The organism is Spiribacter pallidus, assembly GCF_040838495.1.
Classification (GTDB): Bacteria; Pseudomonadota; Gammaproteobacteria; order Nitrococcales; family Nitrococcaceae; genus Spiribacter; species Spiribacter pallidus.
Window position 1 is genome coordinate 443,853 of sequence record NZ_JBAKFM010000002.1, and the last position, 24,659, is coordinate 468,511.

Annotated in this window: 22 protein-coding genes; 19 read left to right on the forward strand and 3 right to left on the reverse strand. The window is 66.2% G+C overall.

Annotation, left to right across the window (positions count from 1 at the left end; genetic code table 11):
• The first annotated feature begins 2 nt into the window (after window positions 1-2).
• The 10 genes from dnaE to truD all read left to right on the forward strand — a co-directional run bounded on the left by dnaE (window position 3) and on the right by truD (window position 12,316).
• On the forward strand, window positions 3-3,515 hold the full coding sequence (gene dnaE, locus V6X73_RS05565; RefSeq protein WP_367958579.1) for a DNA polymerase III subunit alpha: 3,513 nt from the start codon (window positions 3-5) through the stop codon (window positions 3,513-3,515).
• Between the two features lie 53 nt (window positions 3,516-3,568).
• Window positions 3,569-4,534: an acetyl-CoA carboxylase carboxyltransferase subunit alpha gene (locus V6X73_RS05570; protein ID WP_367958578.1), complete on the forward strand. Its 966-nt coding sequence runs from the start codon at window positions 3,569-3,571 to the stop codon at window positions 4,532-4,534.
• A gap of 8 nt (window positions 4,535-4,542) precedes the next feature.
• A complete protein-coding gene (tilS, locus tag V6X73_RS05575) occupies window positions 4,543-5,886 on the forward strand; it encodes a tRNA lysidine(34) synthetase TilS (RefSeq protein WP_367991068.1) in 1,344 nt (447 codons plus the stop codon).
• A 109-nt stretch (window positions 5,887-5,995) separates the two neighbouring features.
• Window positions 5,996-7,633: a CTP synthase gene (locus tag V6X73_RS05580; protein WP_367958576.1), complete on the forward strand. Its 1,638-nt coding sequence runs from the start codon at window positions 5,996-5,998 to the stop codon at window positions 7,631-7,633.
• On the forward strand, window positions 7,630-8,487 hold the full coding sequence (kdsA, locus tag V6X73_RS05585; RefSeq protein ID WP_367958575.1) for a 3-deoxy-8-phosphooctulonate synthase: 858 nt from the start codon (window positions 7,630-7,632) through the stop codon (window positions 8,485-8,487). The genes V6X73_RS05580 and kdsA overlap by 4 nt, the downstream gene beginning before the upstream one ends.
• Window positions 8,488-9,789 (forward strand): phosphopyruvate hydratase, encoded by a 1,302-nt coding sequence (gene eno, locus V6X73_RS05590; RefSeq protein WP_367958574.1) that lies wholly within the window; start codon window positions 8,488-8,490, stop codon window positions 9,787-9,789.
• A complete protein-coding gene (locus V6X73_RS05595) occupies window positions 9,789-10,070 on the forward strand; it encodes a septum formation initiator family protein (protein ID WP_367958573.1) in 282 nt (93 codons plus the stop codon). Before eno ends, V6X73_RS05595 begins: the two co-directional genes overlap by 1 nt.
• Entirely contained in the window at window positions 10,054-10,764 is a 711-nt protein-coding gene (gene ispD / locus V6X73_RS05600) for a 2-C-methyl-D-erythritol 4-phosphate cytidylyltransferase (RefSeq protein ID WP_367958572.1), read from the forward strand. The genes V6X73_RS05595 and ispD overlap by 17 nt, the downstream gene beginning before the upstream one ends.
• Window positions 10,764-11,237 carry a 2-C-methyl-D-erythritol 2,4-cyclodiphosphate synthase gene (ispF, locus tag V6X73_RS05605; RefSeq protein WP_367958997.1) on the forward strand — a complete coding sequence of 158 codons (474 nt, stop codon included), beginning with the start codon at window positions 10,764-10,766 and terminating at the stop codon, window positions 11,235-11,237. The genes ispD and ispF overlap by 1 nt, the downstream gene beginning before the upstream one ends.
• Window positions 11,234-12,316: a tRNA pseudouridine(13) synthase TruD gene (gene truD / locus V6X73_RS05610; protein WP_367958571.1), complete on the forward strand. Its 1,083-nt coding sequence runs from the start codon at window positions 11,234-11,236 to the stop codon at window positions 12,314-12,316. The genes ispF and truD overlap by 4 nt, the downstream gene beginning before the upstream one ends.
• Here truD and V6X73_RS05615 read toward each other — a convergent pair.
• A complete protein-coding gene (locus V6X73_RS05615; protein ID WP_367958570.1) occupies window positions 12,293-12,829 on the reverse strand; it encodes a Smr/MutS family protein in 537 nt (178 codons plus the stop codon). The two genes, truD and V6X73_RS05615, sit on opposite strands and share 24 nt — an antisense overlap.
• A gap of 70 nt (window positions 12,830-12,899) precedes the next feature.
• Here V6X73_RS05615 and surE point away from each other — a divergent pair, with 70 nt between their 5' ends.
• From surE to V6X73_RS05635, 4 genes are read left to right on the forward strand one after another with little or no spacing between them, the layout of a single operon-like run.
• Window positions 12,900-13,649, forward strand: a complete 750-nt coding sequence (gene surE, locus V6X73_RS05620; RefSeq protein WP_367958569.1) for a 5'/3'-nucleotidase SurE — start codon at window positions 12,900-12,902, stop codon at window positions 13,647-13,649.
• On the forward strand, window positions 13,649-14,311 hold the full coding sequence (locus tag V6X73_RS05625; RefSeq protein ID WP_367958568.1) for a protein-L-isoaspartate(D-aspartate) O-methyltransferase: 663 nt from the start codon (window positions 13,649-13,651) through the stop codon (window positions 14,309-14,311). The genes surE and V6X73_RS05625 overlap by 1 nt, the downstream gene beginning before the upstream one ends.
• Complete coding sequence (locus tag V6X73_RS05630; protein ID WP_367958567.1) at window positions 14,311-14,889, forward strand: YqaA family protein; 579 nt, start codon at window positions 14,311-14,313, stop codon at window positions 14,887-14,889. Before V6X73_RS05625 ends, V6X73_RS05630 begins: the two co-directional genes overlap by 1 nt.
• Window positions 14,886-15,608 (forward strand): peptidoglycan DD-metalloendopeptidase family protein, encoded by a 723-nt coding sequence (locus V6X73_RS05635; protein WP_367958566.1) that lies wholly within the window; start codon window positions 14,886-14,888, stop codon window positions 15,606-15,608. The genes V6X73_RS05630 and V6X73_RS05635 overlap by 4 nt, the downstream gene beginning before the upstream one ends.
• On the opposite strand, the gene V6X73_RS05640 is transcribed toward V6X73_RS05635, so the two are convergent.
• The gene (locus V6X73_RS05640) at window positions 15,600-15,986 is read right to left on the reverse strand and encodes an Mth938-like domain-containing protein (RefSeq protein WP_367958565.1); all 387 of its coding nucleotides are present in this window, start codon (window positions 15,984-15,986) and stop codon (window positions 15,600-15,602) included. The two genes, V6X73_RS05635 and V6X73_RS05640, sit on opposite strands and share 9 nt — an antisense overlap.
• Before the next feature lie 140 nt (window positions 15,987-16,126).
• Here V6X73_RS05640 and alaC point away from each other — a divergent pair, with 140 nt between their 5' ends.
• The 5 genes from alaC to recJ are packed head-to-tail and all read left to right on the forward strand — an operon-like array spanning window position 16,127 to window position 22,555.
• Window positions 16,127-17,314, forward strand: a complete 1,188-nt coding sequence (alaC, locus tag V6X73_RS05645) for an alanine transaminase (protein ID WP_367958564.1) — start codon at window positions 16,127-16,129, stop codon at window positions 17,312-17,314.
• A 22-nt stretch (window positions 17,315-17,336) separates the two neighbouring features.
• Window positions 17,337-18,647 carry a homoserine dehydrogenase gene (locus V6X73_RS05650; protein WP_367958563.1) on the forward strand — a complete coding sequence of 437 codons (1,311 nt, stop codon included), beginning with the start codon at window positions 17,337-17,339 and terminating at the stop codon, window positions 18,645-18,647.
• Window positions 18,644-19,783: a threonine synthase gene (thrC, locus tag V6X73_RS05655; RefSeq protein ID WP_367958562.1), complete on the forward strand. Its 1,140-nt coding sequence runs from the start codon at window positions 18,644-18,646 to the stop codon at window positions 19,781-19,783. The genes V6X73_RS05650 and thrC overlap by 4 nt, the downstream gene beginning before the upstream one ends.
• Window positions 19,784-19,790: 7 nt before the next feature.
• Window positions 19,791-20,816: a hypothetical protein gene (locus V6X73_RS05660; protein ID WP_367958561.1), complete on the forward strand. Its 1,026-nt coding sequence runs from the start codon at window positions 19,791-19,793 to the stop codon at window positions 20,814-20,816.
• Window positions 20,813-22,555 carry a single-stranded-DNA-specific exonuclease RecJ gene (gene recJ, locus V6X73_RS05665; RefSeq protein ID WP_367958560.1) on the forward strand — a complete coding sequence of 581 codons (1,743 nt, stop codon included), beginning with the start codon at window positions 20,813-20,815 and terminating at the stop codon, window positions 22,553-22,555. Before V6X73_RS05660 ends, recJ begins: the two co-directional genes overlap by 4 nt.
• Here recJ and V6X73_RS05670 read toward each other — a convergent pair.
• A complete protein-coding gene (locus V6X73_RS05670; RefSeq protein ID WP_367958559.1) occupies window positions 22,540-24,654 on the reverse strand; it encodes a carboxy terminal-processing peptidase in 2,115 nt (704 codons plus the stop codon). The two genes, recJ and V6X73_RS05670, sit on opposite strands and share 16 nt — an antisense overlap.
• Window positions 24,655-24,659: the final 5 nt, after the last annotated feature.

Here is a 24,659-nt window from a genome sequence, read left to right on the forward strand (position 1 = left end):
CCATGTCCAACGGCTTCGTTCATCTACACCTGCATTCGGAGTTCTCGCTCATCGACGGCATGGTCCGCGTCAAGCCGCTGGTGCAGGCGGCGGCGGCCCGTGGCATGCCAGCGGTGGCGGTGACCGATCAGGGCAATCTCTTTGGCATGGTGAAGTTCTACCGGGCGGCGCTCGATGCCGGGGTCAAGCCCATCATCGGGGCCGATCTGCGCATCGGCGATGATCGTCGTGAGGGCCACCACAACCTCACGTTCTTGTGCATGGACGACACCGGCTACGCCAATCTCACCCGGTTGATCACCGCCAGCTATCTGCAGGGCCAGGATGCCGCCGGGCTGCCCATCGTCAAGCGCGAGTGGATCGATCAGTGGCATGCCGGGCTGATTGTGCTCTCTGGCGGGGCCCGCGGCGATGTCGGCGAGGCCCTGGTGGCCGGTGACGGTCCGCTGGCGCGCGAGCGGCTGGCGTTCTGGCAATCCCGCTTTGGCGATCGCTACTACCTCGAGCTGCAGCGCACCCAGCGACCCGGCGACGAGGATCATGTCCACGCGGCGGTGGCACTGGCCGCCGAGACCGCTTCGCCGGTGGTGGCCAGCAACGATGTGCGGTTTATCGACAAGGATGACTTCGAAGCCCACGAGGCGCGGGTCTGCATCCATCAAGGCCGGATCCTGCACGAGCAGTCACGGCCGCGGGATTACAGCGAAGCGCAGTACCTCAAAGATGCGGAGTCCATGCAGGCCCTGTTCGAGGACATCCCCGAGGCCATCGACAATACCCTGGCGATTGCCCGGCGCTGCAACCTCTCATTGACCCTGGGTCAGAATGCGCTGCCGGATTTTCCGGTCCCGGCGGGGTCGACCATCGACGGGTTGCTCCGCGAGCAGGCGCGCGCCGGACTCGCGCAACGGATCGAGCGGTTGGGTACCCCGGGCGGGGACGAGGCGGATTACTGGGCGCGGCTCGATCACGAGCTGGATGTCATCACCCAGATGGGCTTTCCCGGTTACTTTCTCATCGTCGCCGACTTCATCCGCTGGGCCAAAGATCAGGATATTCCCGTGGGACCCGGGCGTGGTTCGGGAGCGGGTTCCCTGGTGGCGTACGCGCTGGATATAACTGACCTGGATCCACTACGTTACGATCTTCTCTTTGAGCGATTTCTCAATCCCGAGCGCGTGTCCATGCCGGATTTTGATGTCGATTTCTGCATGGAAAAGCGCGACCGGGTCATCGATTACGTCGCCGATCACTATGGCCGCGAGAAGGTCTCGCAGATCGCCACCCACGGCACCATGGCGGCCCGGGCGGTGGTCCGTGACGTCGGCCGGGTCCTGGGGCATGGCTATGGCTATGTCGATCGCATCGCCAAGCTGATCCCCTTCGAACTGGGCATGACGCTGGACAAGGCACTCGCCCAGGAGGCGGATCTTCGCGAGTTGCAGTCTCAGGATGAGGACGTTGCGGTGTTGCTCGAGCTCGCGGGTCGGCTCGAGGGGTTGTCGCGTAATGTGGGCAAGCACGCCGGCGGGGTGGTGATCGCCCCCTCGGATCTGACCGATTTTGCCCCGCTTTACTGCGAACCCGGGGGTGGCGGGCTCGCGACCCAGTTCGACAAGGATGATGTCGAGGCGGTGGGGCTTGTGAAGTTCGACTTCCTGGGCCTTCGCACGCTGACCATCATCGACTGGACGGTCAAGGCGGTGAACGAGCTGCGCGGGGCGAGCGGTGAGGATGCGCTGGATATTGCCACCATCCCGCTTGACGATGCCGCGGTGTTCGAGCGGCTCAAGGAATGCCAGACCACGGCGGTGTTTCAGTTGGAATCGCGCGGGATGAAGGATCTCATCCGGCGGCTGCAACCGGATAGTTTCGAGGACATCATCGCCCTGGTGGCGCTCTTTCGGCCCGGTCCGCTGCAGTCCGGGATGGTCGAGGACTTCATCGATCGCAAACACGGCCGCAAACCGGTGGCCTATCCAACGCCCGAGCTTCACCACGATGCACTCAAACCCATCCTCCAGCCCACGTACGGGGTGATCCTGTATCAGGAGCAGGTCATGCAGATCGCCCAGGCGGTCGGCGGCTACAGCCTGGGCGAGGCCGATCTGCTGCGGCGGGCCATGGGCAAGAAAAAGCCCGAAGAGATGGCCAAGCAGCGCAGCATCTTCCTCGAAGGGGCCGTTGGGCAGGGGCTTCGCCGCGAGCATGCCGAGGGGCTGTTCGATCTGATGGAGAAATTCGCCGGTTACGGATTCAACAAGTCCCACTCGGCGGCCTATGCCTTGCTTTCGTATCAGACCGCCTGGCTCAAGGCGCACTACCCATCGGCCTTCATGGCGGCGGTGCTGTCATCGGATATGGATAACACCGACAAGGTGGTCACGCTCATTGACGAGTGTCGGGCCATGGGGCTGGACGTCGCGCCGCCGGATATCAACCGATCCGACTGGATGTTCCGCGCCGCCGGCGAGCGCGGGCTGGTCTACGGACTCGGTGCCGTCAAGGGGGTCGGGTATGCCGCCGTCGAGGCGATTGTCGAAGCCCGCCAGCGCGGTGATGATTTTGCCGATCTCTACGACCTCTGCCGTCGGGTGGATCTTCGCCGCGTCAACCGCCGGGTGCTCGAGGCGCTGGTCCGCTCGGGCAGTCTCGATGCCATCACCGCCAATCGGGCCACCGCCATGGCCGATCTGCCCCGGGCGCTGCAGGCGGCGGAACAGCAAAGCCGCAACACCGAGCTGGGCCAGGATGACCTCTTTGGCATGGGGGCAACCCCGGCGGATACGCCCGAGGCACCGGCCAACGAAGCCGGGGTGCAGCACACGGAATGGCCCGAGCATGAACGCCTGGCCGCCGAGAAGGACACCCTGGGGCTGTATCTCACCGGCCACCCCATCGCCGCCTTTGAATCCGAGCTCGGGGGATTTGTCAGCTGCCGCCTCAACGATGCCGCCATGGGCGCGGGGGTCGACCGCGGCGCCGGGCGCCGTGACGGCGAGCGCCGGGTCGTGCTCGCCGGGCTGGTGGTGGCGGTGCGCAGTCGCATCACCCAGAGCGGGCGGCGGCTCGGGTTTGTCACCCTCGATGACCGGACCGCCCGGCTCGAGGTGGTGCTTTTTGGCGATGTCTTCCAGCGTTATCGGCAGATGCTCGAGAAGGACAGGCTGGTGGTGGTCGAAGGGGATCTGGGCTACGACGAGTTCAGCGACGGCTATCGCCTGTCGGCCGAGCGGGTCTATGACATGGCAGGGGCCCGACAGACGTTTGCCCGTCGTCTGGTCCTGCGGGTCGGCGCCGAGCAGGCCGGCAACGGATTCGTCCAGCGCCTCGAGCAGGCGCTGGCACCCTTTCAGCGCGGCGACTGCCGGGTCTGTGTCGACTATGCCGGCCGCGGCGGGACCTGCCGACTGCGGTTTGCCGATGAGTGGTCGGTGCGCCCCGAGCCCGAGCTGCTCGCCGCGCTCGAGCAGCTGCTGCCGGACGCCGGGGTCGAAGTGGATTATCGCCGCTGAGCGCCACGGGTGCGTGATAATATCTACGGGCAATCAATGCAGGAGCGCAGGCTTTGGCCAGCAGCGATTTGAACTTTCTGGAATTCGAACGACCCATCGCCGAACTCGAGGCGAAGATCGAGGAGCTGCGCTACGTCGGTGACGATGCCGAGGTCAGCATCACCGACGAGCTAAGCCGGTTGCAGACCAAGTCGCGGCAGCTCACCGAGCAGATCTTTCGCAGCCTCACCCCCTGGCAGGTGGCGCAGCTTGCCCGGCATCCAAAACGGCCCTATGCGCAGGATTATATCGATGCCATCTTCACCGACTTCGAAGAGTTGCATGGTGACCGGGCCTATGCCGACGATGCCGCCATGGTGGGCGGACTGGCACGCCTCGATGGCCGCGCGGTGATGGTGGTCGGCGAGCAGAAAGGCCGCGACACCCGCGAGAAGATCGCCCGCAACTTTGGCATGCCCAAGCCCGAGGGCTATCGCAAGGCACGCCGGCTTTTTGCCATGGCCGAGCGCTTTGGTCTGCCGGTTTTCACCTTCATCGACACCCCGGGCGCCTACCCCGGTGTGGGCGCCGAAGAACGGGGCCAGAGCGAGGCGATCGCCCATAACCTTTTTGCCATGGCGCAGTTGCGCACACCGGTGATCTGCACCGTCATCGGCGAGGGCGGCTCGGGCGGGGCGCTGGCCATCAGTGTCGGCGACCGGCTGCTGATGCTCGAGTACAGCACCTATTCGGTGATCTCGCCCGAGGGCTGTGCATCGATTCTCTGGAAAAGCGCGGACAAGGCGGCCGACGCTGCCGAAGCCATGGGGATCACCGCCTCGCGACTGGCCGAGCTGGGCCTGGTGGACGAGGTGGTGGCCGAGCCGCTGGGCGGCGCCCATCGGGATACGGCGGATATGGCCGGTCGGCTGGGGCAGTGCCTGCGCCGGCAGCTGGCGGATGTCGAGTCCATGGGCGCTGATGCCATGCTCGAGAAGCGCTACCAGCGTCTGATGGATCTCGGCCACTTCCGCGAGTGAGCCACGACGTGGCAGGACCGTCGCCGGCGCTCATCCTCAATGCATTGCCCGGCGATGCCCACGCGCTGGCGGTGGGATTCAGCGGCGGGGTCGACTCCAGTGTCCTGCTCGATCTGGCCGGCCAGTGTGGCCATCCGGTCCGGGCCATTCACATCCACCACGGCCTGAGCCCCGACGCCGATCAATGGACGGATCATTGCCGCTCGGTCTGCCAGCGCTACGGCATCGATCTGCAGGTGGTGGGCGTTCGCCCCCGCCAGCAGGGCCAGGGGCCGGAAGCGGCGGCCCGCCAGGTGCGTTATCAGGCCTTCGAGGCAGCCCTGGCCGAGGGTGAGGCATTGCTATTGGGCCACCACGCCGATGACCAGGCCGAGACCCTGCTGCTGCGGCTTGTGCGGGGCACTGGCCCGGACGGGATGGGCGGCATGGCCCGGGTGCGCCCGCTGGGCAAGGGCTGGCTGGTCCGGCCGTTGCTCGATCAAACCCGGCGCGATCTCAAAGCCTATGCCCATGACCAGGGGCTTGGCTGGGTGGATGACCCGAGCAACGACCAGGCACGCTTTGATCGCAACTATCTGCGCCACCACGTCCTGCCGACACTGACCGCCCGGTGGCCACAGGCGGTATCCGCAATCACCCGTTATGCCAGCCACCGCCGGGATGAGGCGCAGGCCACCCGGCCGCTGGTGGACCGCTGGCTCGCTGAGCATGCCCTTTTTAATGGGCCTGCAGGCGATGAGGCGCCCGGGGCCATCGGCCCGCTGCCGGTCGAGTCGCTGGCCGCCGAGCCGATCCCCCTGCAAAAGGTGTTATTACGCCGTTGGCTCACCGTCGGCGGGATGGCGGTGCCGGGCAGTCAACAGCTTGCCGCCGGCCGGGCGATGCTGCTCGAGGCCAGCGCCGATGCCCAGCCACAATGGGCGTGGCCCGGTGGGCGGGTCACGCGTCACCGCGGTTATCTTTTTCGGCTGCCGGCGCAGTGGCCGGCGGTGCCGGCGCCCCTGCGGCTTCGTCCCGGCGCGGCGCAGGCCTGGGGAGATATTGGCCGGATTGTTGTGGGCCGAAGGGTCGCGGCCGATGAAGGGCTCTGGGTTCGACCGCCGCGGCCCGGCGATCGATTGCCGATCCGGCGTGGGGGCCATACCCCGGTCAAAGAGCGGCTGCGCCGCGCCGGGGTGCCGCCGTGGTGGCGGCATCGACTGCCCTTGTTGGTGGACGGATCCGACAAACCCCTGGCGCTGATCGACGGCTCGGCCACCGGGGAGGGGCCGGGGGATGACGGGCTTTTCTTTGCCCCCGCCCGGCTGCCCAGCGGGCCGGACTGGCACTGGCTCGGGCCGGGTCGCGGCTGACCGATCCCGGGCGCGGGTTGATTGTGCCCTCATCGGGGTTCTGCTACCGTTTGCTCCCGTCCTGTGGCGGTCTCCCGCCGCTGCTTTTTGCCACCAGGCCGACCGAATAATGACGCGATTTATCTTTATTACCGGCGGTGTCGTGTCCTCACTGGGCAAAGGCATCGCTGCCGCTTCTCTGGGCAGTATCCTCCAGGCACGCGGCCTGAGCGTGACCATGGTCAAGCTCGACCCCTACATCAACGTCGACCCCGGGACGATGAGCCCGTTCCAGCACGGTGAGGTGTTTGTCACCGATGACGGGGCCGAGACCGATCTCGACCTGGGCCATTACGAGCGCTTTGTGCGCATGCGCGCCAGCCAGGACAACAACTACACCACCGGCCGGATCTACGAACGGGTCATCCGCAAGGAACGCCGGGGCGATTATCTGGGTGGCACGGTGCAGGTGATCCCGCATATCACCGATGAGATCAAGGCCAGCATCCAGCGTGGGGCCGGCAACGCCGACATCGCGCTTGTCGAGATTGGCGGAACGGTGGGTGATATCGAGTCGTTGCCCTTCCTCGAGGCCATCCGACAGTTGGGTACCGAGCTGGGCCGGGCGCGTTCGCTGTTCATTCATCTCACGCTGCTGCCCTGGATTGGCGCGGCCGGCGAGATGAAGACCAAACCCACCCAGCACTCGGTCAAGGAGTTGCGCTCGATCGGCATCCAGCCGGATATCCTGGTCTGCCGGGCGACGATGCCCATTCCGCCCGAAGAGCGGCGCAAGATCGCGCTTTTCACCAACGTCGATCCCGATGCGGTGATCACCGCGCTCGATGTGGATAACATCTACAAGGTCCCGGCGATGCTCAAGGAACAGTCGCTGGATAGTATCGTCGCCGAGAAGTTCGACATGGAGCTGCCGCCGGCCAACCTCTCGGACTGGGCGCATGTGGTCGAGGCCATGGAATCGCCCCGGGGCGAGGTGACCATTGCCATGGTGGGCAAGTACACCGATCTTGCCGATGCCTACATGTCGCTCAACGAAGCGCTGCGCCACGCTGGGGTGCAGAATCGGCAGAAGGTCAGCATCCGTTATGTCGACTCCGAGGCCATTGAGCGCGAGGGGACGTCGCTGCTCAACGATGTCGATGCCATTCTCGTGCCGGGCGGGTTTGGCGAGCGCGGGATCGAGGGCAAGATTGCCGCGGCGGGCTATGCCCGCGAAAACCGGGTGCCGTTTTTAGGGATCTGTCTCGGGCTGCAGGTCGCGGTGATCGATTTTGCCCGCCATGTGGCGGGCCTCGAGGGGGCCCACAGCACCGAGTTCGTCACCCATCCGCGCCATCCGGTGATCGGGCTGATTACCGAGTGGATGAACGCTGAGGGGCTAAAGGAAATCCGCGATACGCAATCCGATCTGGGCGGGACCATGCGGCTTGGCGCCCAGCCGGCAGAGCTGGTCCGCGGCAGCCTCACCCACCGCATTTATGGCAAGGATGTCATCCGCGAGCGCCACCGCCATCGCTACGAATTCAACAACGGCTACGAAAAGCCCCTCACCGATGCGGGATTGGTGATCTCGGGCTGGTCGCAGCAGGGGCATCTGGTGGAAACCGTCGAGATCGCCGATCACCCCTGGTTTGTGGCCTGTCAGTTCCACCCCGAGTTCACCTCGACGCCGCGGGACGGGCATCCGCTTTTCAGCGGGTTCATTGAGGCGGCGGTCACCCACCACGGCGAGCGGGGCAGGCGATGAACCCGGCGATCGAGGTGGCCGGGCGTCCCATCGGGCCGGACCAGCCGCTTTTTCTCATCGCCGGGCCCTGTGTCGTGGAGGATCATACCGCCACGCTGGCCATCGCTGAGGCCCTCGTCGAGATGACCACCGCGCGCAATATCCCGCTGATTTTCAAAGCGTCGTTCGACAAGGCCAATCGCTCATCGGCCCGCAGTTATCGCGGCCCGGGCATGGAGGCGGGACTGAAGGCGCTGGCGGCGGTCCGGGAGCGCCTTGGCGTGGCGGTGATCACCGATGTCCATGAGTACACCCCGCTCGACGAAGTTGCCTCGGTGGTGGATTGGTTGCAGACACCGGCATTTCTTTGCCGGCAGACCGATTTCATCCAGGCAGTGGCCGCCCAGGGGCGGGCGGTGAACATTAAAAAAGGCCAGTTCCTCGCGCCCTGGGATATGGCCAACGTGGTCGCCAAGGCCCGCGAGACGGGCAACGACCGGATTACGGTGTGCGAACGCGGCGTCTCGTTTGGCTACAACAACCTGGTGGCGGATATGCGCTCGCTGGCGGTGATGCGGGCCACCCAGGCGCCGGTGGTCTTCGACGCGACGCATTCGGTGCAGCTGCCCGGCGGGCAGGGCCATGCCTCGGGCGGGCAACGCGAACATGTCCCGGTGCTTGCCCGCGCGGCGGTGGCCGCCGGGGTCAGTGGGGTTTTCATGGAAACCCATCCCCACCCGGAGCAGGCGCGATCGGATGGCCCCAACAGCTGGCCACTGGACCGACTGCCGGCGTTGCTCGACACGCTCATCGACCTCGATGCCGTGGTCAAGCGCCATGGCTATGCCGAATCGCATCTACCAAAGGAGTCATGAATGCCGACGATTGCAAAAGTCCACGCCCGAGAGATCCTCGACTCGCGGGGTAACCCGACCCTCGAGGCCGAGGTCACCCTGGATGACGGCAGCTTTGGCCGGGCCGCTGTGCCGTCGGGTGCCTCCACCGGGGCGCGCGAGGCCGTGGAGCTGCGCGATGGCGAGCCCGGACGCTATCTGGGCAAGGGCGTGCGACAGGCGGTCGCCAACGTCAACGGCGAGATCCACCAGGCACTGGTCGGGATGGATGCCAACGCCCAGCGGGCCGTGGACGAAAAGCTGATTGCCCTGGATGGGACGCCGAATAAATCCCGCCTGGGGGCCAATGCCCTGCTAGGTGCCTCGCTGGCGGTGGCCCAGGCGGCGGCCAACGCCCGGAGTGAGGCGTTGTTCCGCCATCTCGACCAGGGGGATCTGCGCCTGCCCGTGCCCATGATGAATATCCTCAACGGCGGGGCCCATGCCAGCAACAGCGTCGATATCCAGGAGTTCATGGTCATGCCCGTGGGCTTTGACCGCTTCGGCGACGCCCTTCGCTGCGGCACCGAAATCTTCCACGCCCTCAAAAAGGTGCTCTCGGGCCGTGGGCTGAGCACCGCCGTCGGCGATGAGGGCGGCTTCGCACCGGATCTGCCTTCCAATGAGGCGGCCATCGAGGTCATCCTCGAGGCCATCGAGGCGGCCGGCTACAAGCCCGGCGAACAGGTCTGGCTGGCACTGGATGCGGCGAGCTCGGAGTTCTACGAGCGGGGGGTCTACCATCTGGCCTCGGAGGGCAAGCGGTTTTCCGCCGCCGAGTTTGCCGGTGTGCTGGCCGACTGGGTGCGGCGCTATCCGATTGTCTCGATCGAGGACGGCATGGCCGAGGATGACTGGCAGGGCTGGGCCGAGCTGACCCGGCAGATCAGCGACGGCGTACAGCTTGTCGGCGACGATCTTTTTGTCACCAACACGGCCATCTTCCGTGAGGGCATCGACAAGGGCATCGCCAACTCGATTCTGATCAAGTTCAATCAGATCGGGACCTTGACCGAGACCATGGACGCCATTGCCATGGCCGCGCAGGCGGGCTACTCGGCGGTGGTCTCTCATCGCTCGGGCGAGACCGAGGACACCATCATTGCCGATCTGGCTGTGGCGAGCAGCGCAACCCAGATCAAAACCGGCTCGCTTTGCCGATCGGATCGGGTGGCGAAGTACAATCAGCTGCTGCGTATCGAAGAAGCCCTCGGCGCGCAGGCCCGCTACGCCGGTGCCGATGCCTTTCCCAACCTGCGCCGCCTGGGTGCCCGGGAGGGCTGATGAGACTCGCCGTCGCCGGGCTTTTGCTGGTTCTGCTTTTGCTCCAGGCGCGGCTCTGGCTTGGGGATGGGAGCATCCCCGAGGTGATCGCCCTGCGCGAGGCGGTCGAGCAGCAAGCGCAGGAAAACGCCCGGCTCGACGAGCGCAACCGCGCATTGGCCGCGGATGTGGCCGACCTTCGGGACGGCCTTGAGGGCATCGAAGAACGGGCGCGGCGCGATCTGGGCATGATCGGCGAGGACGAGCGGTTCTATCGGGTGATCGATGAATCAAGGCGCTGAGGCGGTCTGGGCGGTCATCCCGGCGGCCGGGCAGGGCGTGCGCATGGACGACCCGACGCCCAAGCAGTATCACCCGCTGGCAGGCCGTGCGGTGCTGCAGTGGGCGGTCGAGGCCATGCTGGGGGTGACCGCGGTGCGGGGTGTCATGGTGGCGCTTGCACCCGATGATCGCCACTGGCAAGGGCTGGCCGCGGCCGCTCACCCCCGGGTGCATACCTGCACTGGCGGAGCGCAGCGTGCGGCATCGGTGCGGGCCGGACTCACGGCGCTGCGCGAGCGGGGGGCAGATCCCGGCGACGCCGTGCTGGTCCATGATGCGGCACGTCCGGCCGTGACCGTGACGGCGATCGAACGTCTGCTCACCATAGCGGCCAGCGAGGCCGATGGTGGGCTGCTGGCGCTGCCGGTGCGGGATACGCTCAAAATGGACGCCGGCGATGGCCACATCGCCAGTACCATCGCCCGGGATGGGCTGTGGCAGGCCCAGACACCGCAGCTCTTCCCGTTGGGCCGGTTGCAGGAGGCGCTTGATCAGGCGGATGCCTCGGTCACCGACGAGGCCGCGGCCATGGAGTTGCTCGGTGCCCGCCCGCGCCTTGTCGAGGGCGAGGTGGGCAATATCAAATACACCTACGCAGGGGATCGCCAGTGGTTGGCCGAGCAGCTCCGGGGCCGGGTAGGGGATACCCAATGATGCGCATCGGCCAGGGGATTGACGCCCATCGGCTGGTCGCGGGTCGGCGGTTGATCATCGGCGGCGTGGATATCCCCCACGACAAGGGCCTCGAGGCGCACTCGGATGGCGATGTCCTTTTGCATGCCATCAGTGATGCCCTGCTGGGGGCCGCCGGACAGGGAGATATCGGCCGGCACTTTCCCGACAATGACCCGGCGTTCAAGGATGCCGACAGCCGGCGATTGTTGCAGGCGGTGGTCGATGGCCTCGCCCGGCAGGGCTGGCAGACGGTCAATGTCGACGCCACCATTATTGCCCAGGCGCCCCGGATGCAGCCTCATCTGCCAGCCATGGTCGGGTGTATTGCCCAAGACCTTGGCCTTGGTGACGCGGCAGTCAACCTCAAGGCAACCACCATGGAGTGGATGGGGTTTACCGGCCGTGGCGAGGGCATCGCGGCCACGGCGGTGGTCCTGATCGAAAAACCATGACCCCATGGGCGGCACTCTCCCACGCCTGGGGTGGATCGATCGGCCAGGCGGCCGTGGGCCGGGCGCCCGAGGATTTTCTCGTCAGCGAGCAGATCGGCTTTGCCGCCGACGGCGAAGGCCCCCACCTGCTCGTCGAAATTCGCAAGCGTCGACTCAGCACCGCCGCGGCGATGACGGCACTGGCTGATCACTGGTCGGTGGACCGCCGCGGCATGGGCTATGCCGGGCGCAAGGATCGGGATGCCGTGACCCGGCAGTGGCTGACGGTGCCCTGGCCGGTCAATAGCGCCTTGCCCCCGGCCGGGCCGGTGCCCCTGCGCGATGCCGATGCCGCTTTAACGGTGCTAAGCCGCCGTCGTCATCGGCGCAAGCTGCGGGTGGGCGCTTTGACGGGCAACCGGTTCTGGCTCTGCCTGCGGGACGTCGACGCCGACCCGCGGCGGCTGCATCAACGCTTCGGTTGTATCGCCCGTGCCGGTGTCCCCAATTATTTTGGCCCGCAACGCTTCGGCCGCGGCGCCGAGAACCTGAGCCGGGGGCTTGCGTGGCTTCGCGGCGGGGCGCCGCCGCATAATCGCAGCGACCGTGGCATGCTGCTCTCGGCGGTGCGCAGTGGTTGTTTCAATCACCTGCTGAGCGCGCGCGTCGCCGATGGCGACTGGGCGCAGGTTCGCGGCATCGACGAGGTATTTGTCCTCGACGGCCGGGGCAGCCTTTTTACCGCCAGCGACGGCGACCAGCCCGGCCTCGAGCATCGACTCGCCGGGCTGCGCATCCATGGCACGGGCCCGCTGCCGGGCCGGCCGCGAGCGGGGTTGTCGATGCCGCCGACGCTGGCCGCCCGCGAGGCCGGCTGGCTGGCGGCGATGGACGATGTCATCGCCGCCATGGCCGAGAAGGGCGTCGAGGCGGGGCGACGCGCCCTGCGCCTGGTCCCGGCGGCAATGACCTGGTGGCCGGTTGCCGAGGGGACCTGGTGGCTCGGGTTTGGCCTGCCAGCCGGTGGGTTTGCCACCACCGTGCTTCGCGAAGCGGTGGATTGGCCCGAGCCCGGGTCAGCGGCGCAGGAGCACGTATAGCGCGCCGGTGCCGCCGTCGACCGGTCGGGCCGAGCAGAAGGCCAGGACGTCCTCGCGCTGGCGCAGCCAGCGATCTACCTGGCCTTTGAGCACCGGGCCGGTGTTCGAGGACCGCCGGCCCTTGCCGTGGATGACGCGAACACAGCCAAGATGGCGGCGATGGCATTCGTTGAGAAAGTCGCTGAGCAGACGCCGCGCCGGCTCGACGGTCTGACCATGCAGATCCAGCTCGGCCATGACGCTGAACTCACCGCGGCGCAGACGCTTGAGCGTGCGCCGGTTGAGCCCGGGCCGGGCGTAGGCGAGGGCTTCGCCCAACTCGGCGCCCAGCGGGCTGCCGTCGCGTTCGCCCTCGGCGAGCTCGCGCAGCACCGCGCGGTCATCCGCGTGGCGCTGCCCGGGGATGGGGGGTGGCCGCCGCCGACGCAGCTCGGCGGTCTGTTGGGTGCTCAACGGGCGTACATCCGACATTGCGGCCCGGAACAAAGCGGTATCCGATTCGTCTTCGGCCATGATCGGCTCCCGAGAGGCGTCCGGATCGGTATAGTACACGGGCCATACGGCAGGGAGACAAGCGCAACCGATGAATATCCTGGTGAGCAACGATGACGGTTACCGGTCCACCGGTATCCGGACATTGGCGGCAGCGCTTCGAGAGCGCGCCTCGGTAACGGTCGTCGCCCCGCAGCGTGACCGCAGCGGGGCCAGCAATTCGCTGACCCTGGACTGGCCGATTCGCCTCGATCATGCCGAAGCCGGTGTCTACGGCATCGAGGGCACCCCCACCGACTGTGTGCATCTTGCCATCACCGGGCTGCTGGATGCGCTGCCGGACATGGTGGTCTCGGGCATCAATGCCGGGGCCAATCTGGGCGATGATGTCCTCTACAGCGGTACCGTAGCGGCGGCGATGGAGGGTCGGTCACTGGGGCTTCCAGCGATCGCGATTTCGCTGGCGGGCCATCACCCCACCCACTACGAGACCGCCGCCGAGGTGGCGCGGCGGCTGATACAGCGGCTGCATGACGAACCACTGCCGGCGGATACCATTCTCAACGTCAATGTCCCCGATCGGCCCTGGTCGCAGATCCAGGGGCTGGAGGCGACACGGCTTGGCCAGCGGCATCGGGCCGAGGCGGCCATACGTGATCAGGATCCCAAGGGGCGGACCATCTACTGGATTGGCCCGCCGGGTGAGGAGCAGGACGCCGGGCCGGGGACCGACTTCAATGCCGTAGCCCGGGGGTTTGTCTCGGTCACGCCAATCGAAGTGGATCTGACCCGCTACGCCGCGCTCGATCAGATCGCCGGTTGGATCCGGGGGGTGGATTGATGGACCGCCACCGCCGTCAGGGCATCGGGATGACCTCGCGGCGCACCCGGGAGCGGCTGGCGGGGCGTCTGGGTGACGCCGGCATTCGCGATGTCCATGTGCTCAACGTCATTCGCCAGATCCCCCGGCATTTGTTTGTCGACGAGGCACTGGCCTCACGGGCCTACGAGGACACCGCCCTGCCCATCGGGCATGGGCAGACCATCTCGCAGCCGTTCGTGGTCGCGCGCATGACCGAAATCCTCATCCGCCACCGCATCCCGGGTCGGGTGCTCGAGATCGGCACCGGATCGGGCTACCAGGCGGCGGTGTTGGCCGCGCTGGTGGATCGGGTTCATACCGTCGAGCGCATCCGTGCGCTTTATGAGCGCAGTCGAGCGCTGTTTCGGCAACTCGATATCCGCAACATCCGCCAGCGCCTCAGCGACGGGCACGAGGGCTGGCCGGCGGCGGGGCCCTTCGATGCCATTCTGCTCACCGCCGCGCCGGTGGTGATCCCGCAGACGTTGTTCGATCAGCTCGCCGAGCAAGGTGAGTTGCTGGCGCCGGTGGGCAGCGGCGAATCCCAGGCGCTTCGTATCCATCGCCGTGTCGAGGGGGCGATCGAGACCGAGGACATCGAAGCGGTGAGCTTTGTCCCCATGCTGGACGGGCTCGAGTAGTGGGCGTGTTTGGCACGCTCTACAGTCTTGTTCTGCGATGGTCGGCCCACCGCCGCGCGCCCTGGTTGCTGGGCGCACTGAGCTTTGCCGAGTCGTCATTCTTTCCCATCCCGCCGGATGTGATGCTCGCCCCCATGAGCATGGCGCGGCCCGGTCGCGCCATGCGGTTTGCCACCATCACCACGCTGGCATCGGTGTTGGGCGGCATGCTTGGCTATGGCATCGGTTATCTGGCGCTGGAGATGGTCTTGCCGGTGATTGTCGACGTCGGCTATGTCGATGCCTACGAAACCGCGCGAAGCTGGTTCGCGACCTGGGGATTCTGGGTGGTGCTGGTGGCGGGGTTTTCCCCCATCCCCTACAAGGTCTTCACCATTGCCGGTGGGGCCATGGCCATTGCCTGGTGGCCGTTTGTGCTGGCCTCATTGATCGGTCGCGGGGCACGGTTTTATCTGGTTGCGGGGCTACTGGCCTGGGGCGGCCCGCGGCTTGAGCCCTGGTTGCGGCGCTACATCGAGCGCATCGGCTGGGTGACGGTGATGTTGTTGATCATGGTGGTGGGGTTGCTTTCGTTGTGATTCGGCGTGGCCTGGGGCTTGTCCTTGTCGTTTTGCTCATCGGCTGCAGCGAGTTCGACTACGCCAGCGACCGGGCGCTGCGCGAGGCCAGTGTGCGCAGTGGGACGCCGGCAAGCCATGTGGTCGAATCGGGCGATACCCTCTATCAGATCGCCTGGGCCTACGGGCTGGACTTTCGGGATGTGGCGCGCTGGAACGATATCGACCCACCCTATGTGATCTATGTCGGCCAGCGGCTCAGCCTGCGCCCCGGGGGCGCCGACAGGCAGGCCCGCGCTGACGGCGGTGGCACGAGTGGCAGTGACGGCTCCCGTGGCGGTTCGACCGCGATACGCAGCTCGGCACCGAGTGGCCCGGTGGCCTGGCAATGGCCGGTGGAAGGCCAGGTGGTGCGGCGTTTTAACGCCAATGCGCTTGGCAAACAGGGGATTACCATTGCCGCCGAGCCCGGCACCACGGTGCGCGCCGCGGGTGATGGTGAGGTGGTCTACAGCGGCAACGGTCTGCGGGGCTACGGCAATCTTGTCATCGTCAAGCACAACGAGCGTTTTCTCACCGCCTATGGCTACAACCGCACGGTGCTGGTGAGCGAGGGTGACCGGGTCAGCGGCGGGGATGCGATTGCAAGAATGGGGAGCGCCGGCAACCATCCCGGCGAGCTGCATTTTGAGGTCCGCGAGCAGGGCAGCCCGGTGAATCCGACTGACTATCTACCCTGACGCCGCGGCGTCGATGATCAGCGCGGCAACCACCCGGCGGCCCTCGCTCATGAGCAGGTTGTAGGTCCGGCAGGCCGAGGCGGTGTCCATAACTTCCATGCCCACGCCGGCCTGGAGGAAATCGCGCATCAGCTCGCGGGCGGGAAATTCCTGCGCGCTGCCGGTGCCAAGCAGCACCACCTCGGGGTCGAGTTCGCGGATGGCGTTCATGTGCCGATCGCTGAGTTCGCCCACCGCCCGCGGGCCCCAGTCGGTGACCAGGGTCTGGGGCGCGACGATCAGACTAACGCTGTAGGCGCCGTCGTTGATCCGCACCACGCCATTGTCGTAGCCGAGAATGCGGTAAGCGCCGTCGGGACTGTCGAGGCTGATCTGCATGGCGGCTACCATAGCGGTGGATGGCCGACAGCGGCAATAAGTTGACAGGAAAAGGGGGCAGATTTAGCGTTCAGCGGTTATCATGAGCACAGCGGGGGCCTTTGCCGGGCCCGACCTGAAAACTGGCCCAGGTGATCGCCTTGAACGAGGAATTCCAGCGCATCAAGCGCCTACCCCCTTACGTCTTCAACATCGTCAACGAACTCAAGGCACAGGCGAGGGCGCGGGGCGAGGATATCGTCGACTTCGGCATGGGCAATCCCGACCTGCCGACGCCACCCCATATCGTCGACAAGCTCACCGAAGCGGCCCAGCGCCCGGATACCCATCGCTATTCCATGTCCCGCGGGATTCCGCGGCTGCGCCGGGCGATCACCCGTTGGTATCACAGCCGCTATAACGTAGCCCTCGACCCGGAGACCGAGGCGATTGTCACCATCGGCTCGAAGGAGGGGCTGGCCCATCTGGCGCTGGCCACACTCGGGCCCGGCGATGCCGTACTGGTGCCCAACCCGGCTTATCCCATCCATCCGTATGGGGTGGTCATCGCCGGTGCGGACATTCGCCACGTGCCGCTGGTCGAGGGGGGCGATTTCTTTACCGAGCTGGAAAAGGCGATTAAAGACACCTGGCCCAAGCCCAAGATGCTGATCCTCAATTTTCCGGCCAACCCGACCACGCAGTGTGTCGAGCTCGATTTCTTCGAGCGGGTGGTGGCGATCTGCCGCGAGCATGGCATCTGGGTGGTCCATGACCTTGCCTACGCCGATCTGGTCTACGATGGCTATCAGGCGCCGTCGATCCTGCAGGTGCCGGGCGCCCGCGAGGTGGCCGTCGAGTCGTTCTCGCTGTCGAAGAGCTACAACATGCCCGGCTGGCGGGTCGGCTTTCTCTGCGGCAATGACAAGGTCATCGCGGCGCTTGCACGGATGAAGTCCTACCTGGACTACGGCATGTTCACGCCCATCCAGGTCGCCGCCATCCATGCCCTCGAGGGCCCGCAGGAGTGCGTCACCGAAATCCGCCAGACCTATCAGGCGCGTCGTGATGTGCTGTGTGATGGGCTCGAGGCGGCGGGCTGGCCGGTGACACGGCCCCGGGCGACGATGTTTGTCTGGGCGCGCATCCCCGAGCCGTATCGCGAAATGGGCTCGCTCGAGTTTGCCAAAAAGCTCTTGAGCGAGGCGGGCGTGGCGGTCTCGCCGGGGATCGGTTTCGGCGAGTATGGCGATGAATACGTGCGATTCGGGCTGATCGAGAATCTGCATCGCACCCGACAGGCCGTTCGCGGCATCAAACAGATGTTCAGGCAGGACGGTCATGGCTGAACCACAAAAAGGAGACAGGCAGTTGAAGCCGGTGAAGGTAGGAGTACTGGGTCTGGGCACCGTCGGGGGCGGGACGGTCAATCTGCTCGAGCGCAATCGCGACGAGATCACGCGCCGGGCCGGTCGTCCAATCGATGTGGTCCGCGCCGCCGCGCGGCACCCGGACCGGCCGCGGACGTGCAGTACCGAGAACATCCAGCTCGACTATGATGCCTTCGCGCTGGTGGACGACCCCGAGATCGAGATCGTGGTCGAGCTGATCGGCGGCGAGACGCTGGCCAAGGAACTCATCCTCCGGGCGCTGGACAACGGCAAACATGTGGTGACGGCCAACAAGGCGTTGATCGCGCTGCATGGCAACGAGATTTTTGCCCGCGCTCGGGACAATGGCGTGACCGTCGGCTTCGAGGCCGCTGTCGCCGGTGGGATCCCGATCATCAAGGCCGTTCGTGAAGGGCTGGTGGGCAACCGCATCGAATGGCTTGCTGGCATTATCAATGGCACGAGCAACTTTATCCTCACCGAGATGCTCTATGCCGGCCGCGCCTTCGGCGATGTGTTGGCCGAGGCGCAGCGCCTGGGCTATGCCGAGGCCGACCCGACCTTTGATGTCGAAGGCATCGATGCCGCGCACAAGCTCACCATCCTGGCCTCGATCGCCTTTGGCATTCCGCTGCAGTTCGACAAGGTCTTCACCGAGGGGATCGGGCAGATCAGCACCGATGATGTGGCCTATGCCCAGGAGCTTGGGTTTCGCATCAAGCATCTGGGCATCTGCCGTCGTGAGGGTGACGGGATCGCGCTGCGTGTCCACCCGACGCTGCTGCCCGAGCGTCAGCTGCTTGCCAGTGTTGATGGGGTGATGAACGCGGTGATGGTCAACGCCGACCCGCTCGGGCCGACGCTTTACTACGGCGCCGGTGCCGGAGCAGAGCCGACGGCCTCGGCGGTGGTGGCCGATCTGGTGGATGTGGTGCGCGAGTTCACCCTCGAGCCCGAAAACCGCGTGCCCTATCTGGCATTCCAGGCGCATTCGCTCTCGGATGAGCCGGCCGTGGGCATGGCCTCGGTCGAGACCGCCTATTACCTGCGGGTCGAGGCGCAGGACGAGGCCGGTGTGCTCGCCGAGATCACCGGCATCCTCAGCCATCTGGGCATCAGCATCGAGGCGGTGATCCAGAAGCAGCCCGCCGCCGGCGCCGAGACCGTGCCAGTGATTATGCTCACCCACCGCGTCCGGGAGGCGCTGATGGATCGCGCCTGCGGCGAGATCGAGGCCATGGAGGCCATCCATGGCGGCATTACACGCATTCGTGTGGAGACGCTGACATGAGCGCGTCGGGACGCTACACTGGGTTGATCGGCCGCTACGCCGATCGCCTGCCCATCGACAACGACGCCCCTGCGGTGAGCCTGGGCGAGGGCAACACCCCGCTCATCCGGCTGGACCACCTAGTAGCGGATCTGCCGGGCGAGGTGGCGCTCTATGTCAAATACGAGGGGCTCAATCCCACCGGTTCGTTCAAAGACCGGGGCATGACTACGGCGGTCACCCAAGCCGTCCATGAGGGCAGTCGGGCGATCATCTGCGCCTCGACGGGCAATACCTCGGCTTCGGCGGCGGCCTATGCGGCACGAGCCGGAATCAAGGCCTTCGTGCTGATCCCCGATGGCAAGATCGCCATGGGCAAGCTTGCCCAGGCCATCATGCACGGCGCCGAAGTGCTGCAGATTCGTGGCAATTTTGACGACGGCATGCGCATTGTGAAGGCCATGGCCGAGCAGGCGCCGGTCAGCCTGGTCAACTCGGTCAACCCCTATCGGCTGCAAGGGCAGAAAACCGCAGCGTTCGAGATCTGCGAGTCGCTGGGCCGGGCGCCGGACTACCACTGTCTGCCGGTGGGCAATGCCGGCAACATCACCGCCTACTGGATGGGCTACAGCGAAATGGCGCTCGCCCCGGGCGCTGCGGGGACTGCGGCCTGTGGCTTTTGCAACGGCGATTGTGTCTATCACCAGAATGCCGTCGCCCATCGCCCGGTGATGCTGGGTTATCAGGCGAGCGGCTCAGCCCCGTTTCTGCGCGGTGGGCCGGTGGAACAGCCCGAGACTATCGCTACGGCCATTCGCATTGGTGCCCCGCAGAGCTGGGAATATGCGTTGACCGCCTCCCGTGAGTCGGGGGGGTGGTTTGATGAATTCGATGATGAGGCGATCCTCGAGGCGCAATGGTTGCTGGCAAGCCGTGAAGGCATCTTCTGCGAGCCGGCCTCGGCGGTGTCTGTCGCCGGCGCGCTTCGTGACATCCGGGCTGGGCATATTGAGCCAGGGAGCACGGTGGTGTGCACGCTCACCGGCCACGGTCTGAAGGATCCGGATGTGGCCAAGCGCCATGCCGAGGCGGCGGTCAGCACGGTGGATGCCACCGATGGCGCCGTGCGTGAGGCGATCCTCGGCAAAATGGCCTAGGGTGCCGATGGCGCCGCGTCCGGTGGTCACCTGCCTGCTCCCCGGGCTTTTCGGCCCGGTCCCGGCCGGTGCGTCGGGCGCGGTGCAGGACACCGGGCCGTATCCCAATCTCCAGCGGCTCATCGCGCTGGGCCGACATCGCCCGGCCCATAGCGCACCCTCGAGTGAGGCATTGATTGCCCGGGTCGGGGGCATCAACGAGCCAACCGGGGGGTTGTTGGCCTCGATGCTGGCCGAGCGGCCGGGCAGCCGGGATGCGATTCACTACCGCGCCTCGCCGGCCCATTTGCAGCCGGATCGGGATCGGCTACTGCTTTTCGCCGGAGAGCTGGTCCGCCCGGATGCGGCCGATCGGCAGGGGATCGCCGAGCGATTCAACGCGTTGTATGGCGACGACGGGCTTTGGCTAACCCCGGCGGGTGATGAGTGGTTGCTGACCGCCGAGACGCCGCCCGGGCCCAATCTGCCGGCGCTTGCCGAGGTGACCGGACGGTATCTGGATACCGCCTTGCCGGGCGGGTCCGAATTCCGGCGCTGGCGGCAGATATTGAACGAAACGCAAATGATGCTCTTCGATCATCCGACCAACACGCAACGTGCCCGGCGTGGCGGGCTTGCCATTAACGGATTGTGGTTCTGGGACGGCGGGGCGGTTGCCGGTCCACTGTCAGCGGCTTTTGACCGGCTGATCGGCGACAACCCGCTGCTCGAGGCGATCGGCGGGCTGAGCGGTATCGGGCACCAGCCGTTGACGGCGCTCGAGGCCGGCCCGCCGATGCCGGGCATGCGCGATCTGGTGGTGGCTGATGGCAGCGAAAAGGCCCTGCTGGGCGGCGATATTGCTGGCTGGCTTGAGGCGTTGCAATGGGTCGAGCGCGATCTCGCTCCGCTTCTGACAACCTGGGTGCGCCGGCATGATGCCGAGATTCTGCTGCACACGGGCAATGGCCGGGCGTACCGCATCCACCGGGCCAATCGCTGGCGCTTCTGGCATCGTCCACCCCGTCTTGCCGATCAGTTGGTCGAACAATGACCACCACCGACGACGCCGTCGAGATCATCCAGCGCGATCCAGGCGTTGAAGGCCCGCTGGATGCCGATCTGCCGCCGCTGCTCGACCGTCTCTACCGCGCTCGGGGCATCCGGGACCGGGCCGAGCTTGATTACCGCCTTCAATGCCTGCCTCGGCCCGAGGGGTTAGGCCAGCTGGAGGCCGCCGCACAGCGGCTCGCCGAGGCGATTCAGCGCGACGAGCGCATCCTGGTGGTGGGTGATTTCGATGCCGACGGCGCAACGAGTTGTGCTGTGGCGATACGCGGGATGGCGTCAATGGGCGCCGGCCAGGTGGATTATTTAGTGCCCAATCGCTTCGCCGATGGGTACGGGCTCTCGGCCGGGCTGGTCGAACCGATCATGGCGCGCCGCCCGGCAGTTGTGGTGACGGTGGACAACGGGATCAGCGCCATCGAGGGCGTGGCGGCGTTGCAGGCGGCCGGTGTCGGGGTGCTGGTGACCGATCATCATCTCCCGGGCCCACAGCTGCCTAACGCCGATGCCATCGTCAATCCCCGCGTGAATGCCCCCGATTTTGGCGCCCCCAATCTGGCTGGTGTGGGGGTTTGCTTTTATTTGATGCTCGCCACCCGGGCGGTCCTCCGCGAGCGCGACTGGTTCGGGCCGCAAAGGCCGGAACCGGCCCTGGCCGAGCTGTTGGATCTGGTGGCAATCGGCACCGTCGCCGATGTGGTGGCGCTTGATTACTGCAACCGGCTTTTGGTCGAGCAGGGGCTGCGTCGCATTCGCGCGGGCAAGGCCTCGGCGGGCGTGGCGGCATTGATGGATGCCGCCGGACGGGACAGGGACCGGGCCAACGCCGCGGATTTGGGTTTTGGTGTGGCGCCCCGCCTGAACGCCGCCGGCCGACTGGATGATATGGCGATCGGTATCGAGACGCTGCTGGCCCGGGCGCCGGATACCGCGGCCGAGCGGGCCCAGCGCCTTGAGGCGTTCAACCGCGAGCGTCGGGCGCTGGAGCAGGGCATGCGCGAGCAGGCGGTGGATGCGCTGGAACCCGGCGAGGTTGGCGACGAGCGCCATCTGGGGCCGATTCTGTGTGTCTACGACGAGCGCTGGCACCAGGGGCTGGTCGGTATCGTCGCCGGGCGGCTGAAAGAGCGCTACCGGCGTGCGGTGATTGCGCTGGCACCGGATCAGGAGGGCCGCTTGAAAGGCTCGGCCCGGTCGGTGGATGGCCTGCACATCCGGGATCTGCTCGAGGCCGTCCATACCCGTAGCGATGGCCAGCTCATGGAACGCTTCGGTGGGCATGCCATGGCCGCGGGCATGACGCTCAAACCCGGGCAGCTCGATGCATTCACCCGGCTGGTCGAGTCCATTGCCAGTGAATGGTTGGGGGCGGTACCGCCCCAGACGGTCATCACCACCGACGGGCCGTTAGCCGCCGATGAGTTCAGCCTCGCCCAGGCACAGCACCTGCGGCGCGCCGGCCCGTGGGGCGCAGAGTTTCCCGAGCCGTGCTTTTATGATCAATTCGCGGTGGTTGACGCCCGGATCGTCGGTGAGCGCCATATCAAGATGCGCCTGCGCCCCCGGCAATGCCCGGGGCAGGTGATCGATGCCATCGCCTTTGGCGCCGCCGAAACCCATGAGCGGCTGCCGGCCGGCGACATCGAGGCGGTCTACCGACTCGATGTCAATCGCTATCGCGGCGAGGAGCGCCTGCAACTGATCATCGACTACCTGGCCGCCTGATCGACCAACCCGTCGCTTGCCACGCGTTGGCCATCCGCCTTCAAGCGGATCAGATCACCCACCACCGCCACGGCCTCGTCGCGAATGACATCCGGCAGCTCGGTAGCGGAGATCGCATCCAGCGAGTCAACGCGGGGACGGTCGTAGGCGGCGAGCTGTTCGTTGATGGCGTCCAGCCGCGCCGCCTCATTGGCCTCGATCTCGGCGCGCCGAACCTCGCGATTGAGCGAGACTTCGGTTTGTTCGCGCTGCTCGGAGAGCCGCTGTGCCTCAGCGGCGACGCTTCGCAGGGCGGGATCGGTGTCGAGCCGGCGCTGGTGGCGCCGGCGCAGTTCGTTAATCACGCCATCGAGACGGCTCAACCGCTCAAACTCCGCCGACTGAATGGTATCCCAAGGCAGGGGGTTGTCTGCGGCGCGCTCGCCCATGGCATGGTCGCGGGTCGGTGAGGGCATGTAGAGATCCGGGGTTACCCCCTCGAGCTGGGTGCTCGCCCCGTTGATCCGGTAGAACTTGGCGATGGTCAGCTTGAGCCGGCCGCTGGGGTATGCCTCGCTGCCCACCCCGAAGCGGTCGAGACCGATCAGGGTCTGAACGGTGCCCTTGCCGAAGGTTTGTTCGCCCATGACGACACCGCGGCCGTAATCCTGGACCGCCGCGGCAAAGATCTCGGAGGCCGAGGCGCTGGCGCCGTTGACCAGCACCCCCATCGGCCCGTCATAAACCGCCGGCTGATCATCCGTATCGCCCAGGACCTCGCGCCGGCCGTTGCTGCGATGCACCTGCACCACCGGGCCTTCGTCGATAAAAAGCCCGGTCATGCGCACTGCCTCTTCAAGCGATCCGCCGGCGTTACCGCGCAGATCGATGACCAGCCCGTCGATCCCGGCGAGTTGCTCGGACTCGAGCAAACGGCGGACATCCCGGGTGGTGCTGCGGTAGTCCTCTTCGCCGGCGTTGGCGGCGCTGAAATCGGCATAGAAGGCCGGCACCTCGATCACACCCACCTGCAGTGTTTTACCGTCGCGTTCGACGTCACGCACCTCGGCCTGGGCCGCCTGCTCCTCGAGCTCGATGGTGTTGCGGGTCAGGGTGACCATCTGTTCACGGCCACTGCCGTCGGCCGGCAGGATGCGCAGGTGCACCTCCGAGCCCTTGGGCCCGCGGATCAGGTCCACCACATCGCCAAGCCGCCAACCGACCACGTCCTGGATATCGTCGGCGCGCTGCCCGACACCAACAATCCGGTCACCGGCCTCGAGCTCGCCGCTGCCCTCGGCCGGCCCGCCGGCGATGAGCTCGACGATTTCGACAAAATCGCCTTCACTGCTCAAAAGTGCGCCGATGCCCTCGAGCGACAGGCGCATGTTGATGTCGAAATTCTCGGACGAGCGTGGCGACATATAGCTGCTGTGGGGGTCGAAGGCCGCCGCCCAGGTGCTCATGAACACCTGGAAGATGTCCTCGGCACTGTATTGATCCAGGGTTCGTGCCAGGCGCTCGTAGCGGCTGCGTAGGGACTCGCGGATCGCGTCGAGCTCACGACCGTTAAGCTTCTGGCTGAGCGCATCGTTGATGACCCTTTTTCGCCAGAGTCGGTCGAGGGCGCGGGTGCTGCCCGCCCAGTCGGCGTTTTCACGATCCAGGTCCACGGTGGCATCGGTGTCAAAGTCGAGTCCGTCCTCGAGCACCGACAGGGCATGGTCGGTGCGCTCGCGAACGCGCTGGCGGTAGCGCTCAAAGATGACAAACGCGGTATTCAGCCGGCCGGCTGACAATTCGTTGTCGAGCCGCCGGCGACGCTCGGCAAACTCGGTGATATCCGAGGCCAGAAAGTAATAGCGTTGTGGGTCAAGGGCGTCGAAATAGTCGGTGTAGACCTGCGCCGAGGTGGCATCGTCGATGGCTTGGTCGCGATAGTGGTAGCGCGAGAGCAGCTCGCCGACCACCTGGCTTGCCTTGGCATGGGTGGGTGCGGGTTCGACCGCCGCGCTGGCCCCCAGAGAGACCGCCAGCAGCAGCGCCGCGGCCAGCCAGCCCACCAACCGAGGCAACGCCACTGCACCTGCGGACTGCTGTGAGTATGCCGTGGTTGTCATGTTCA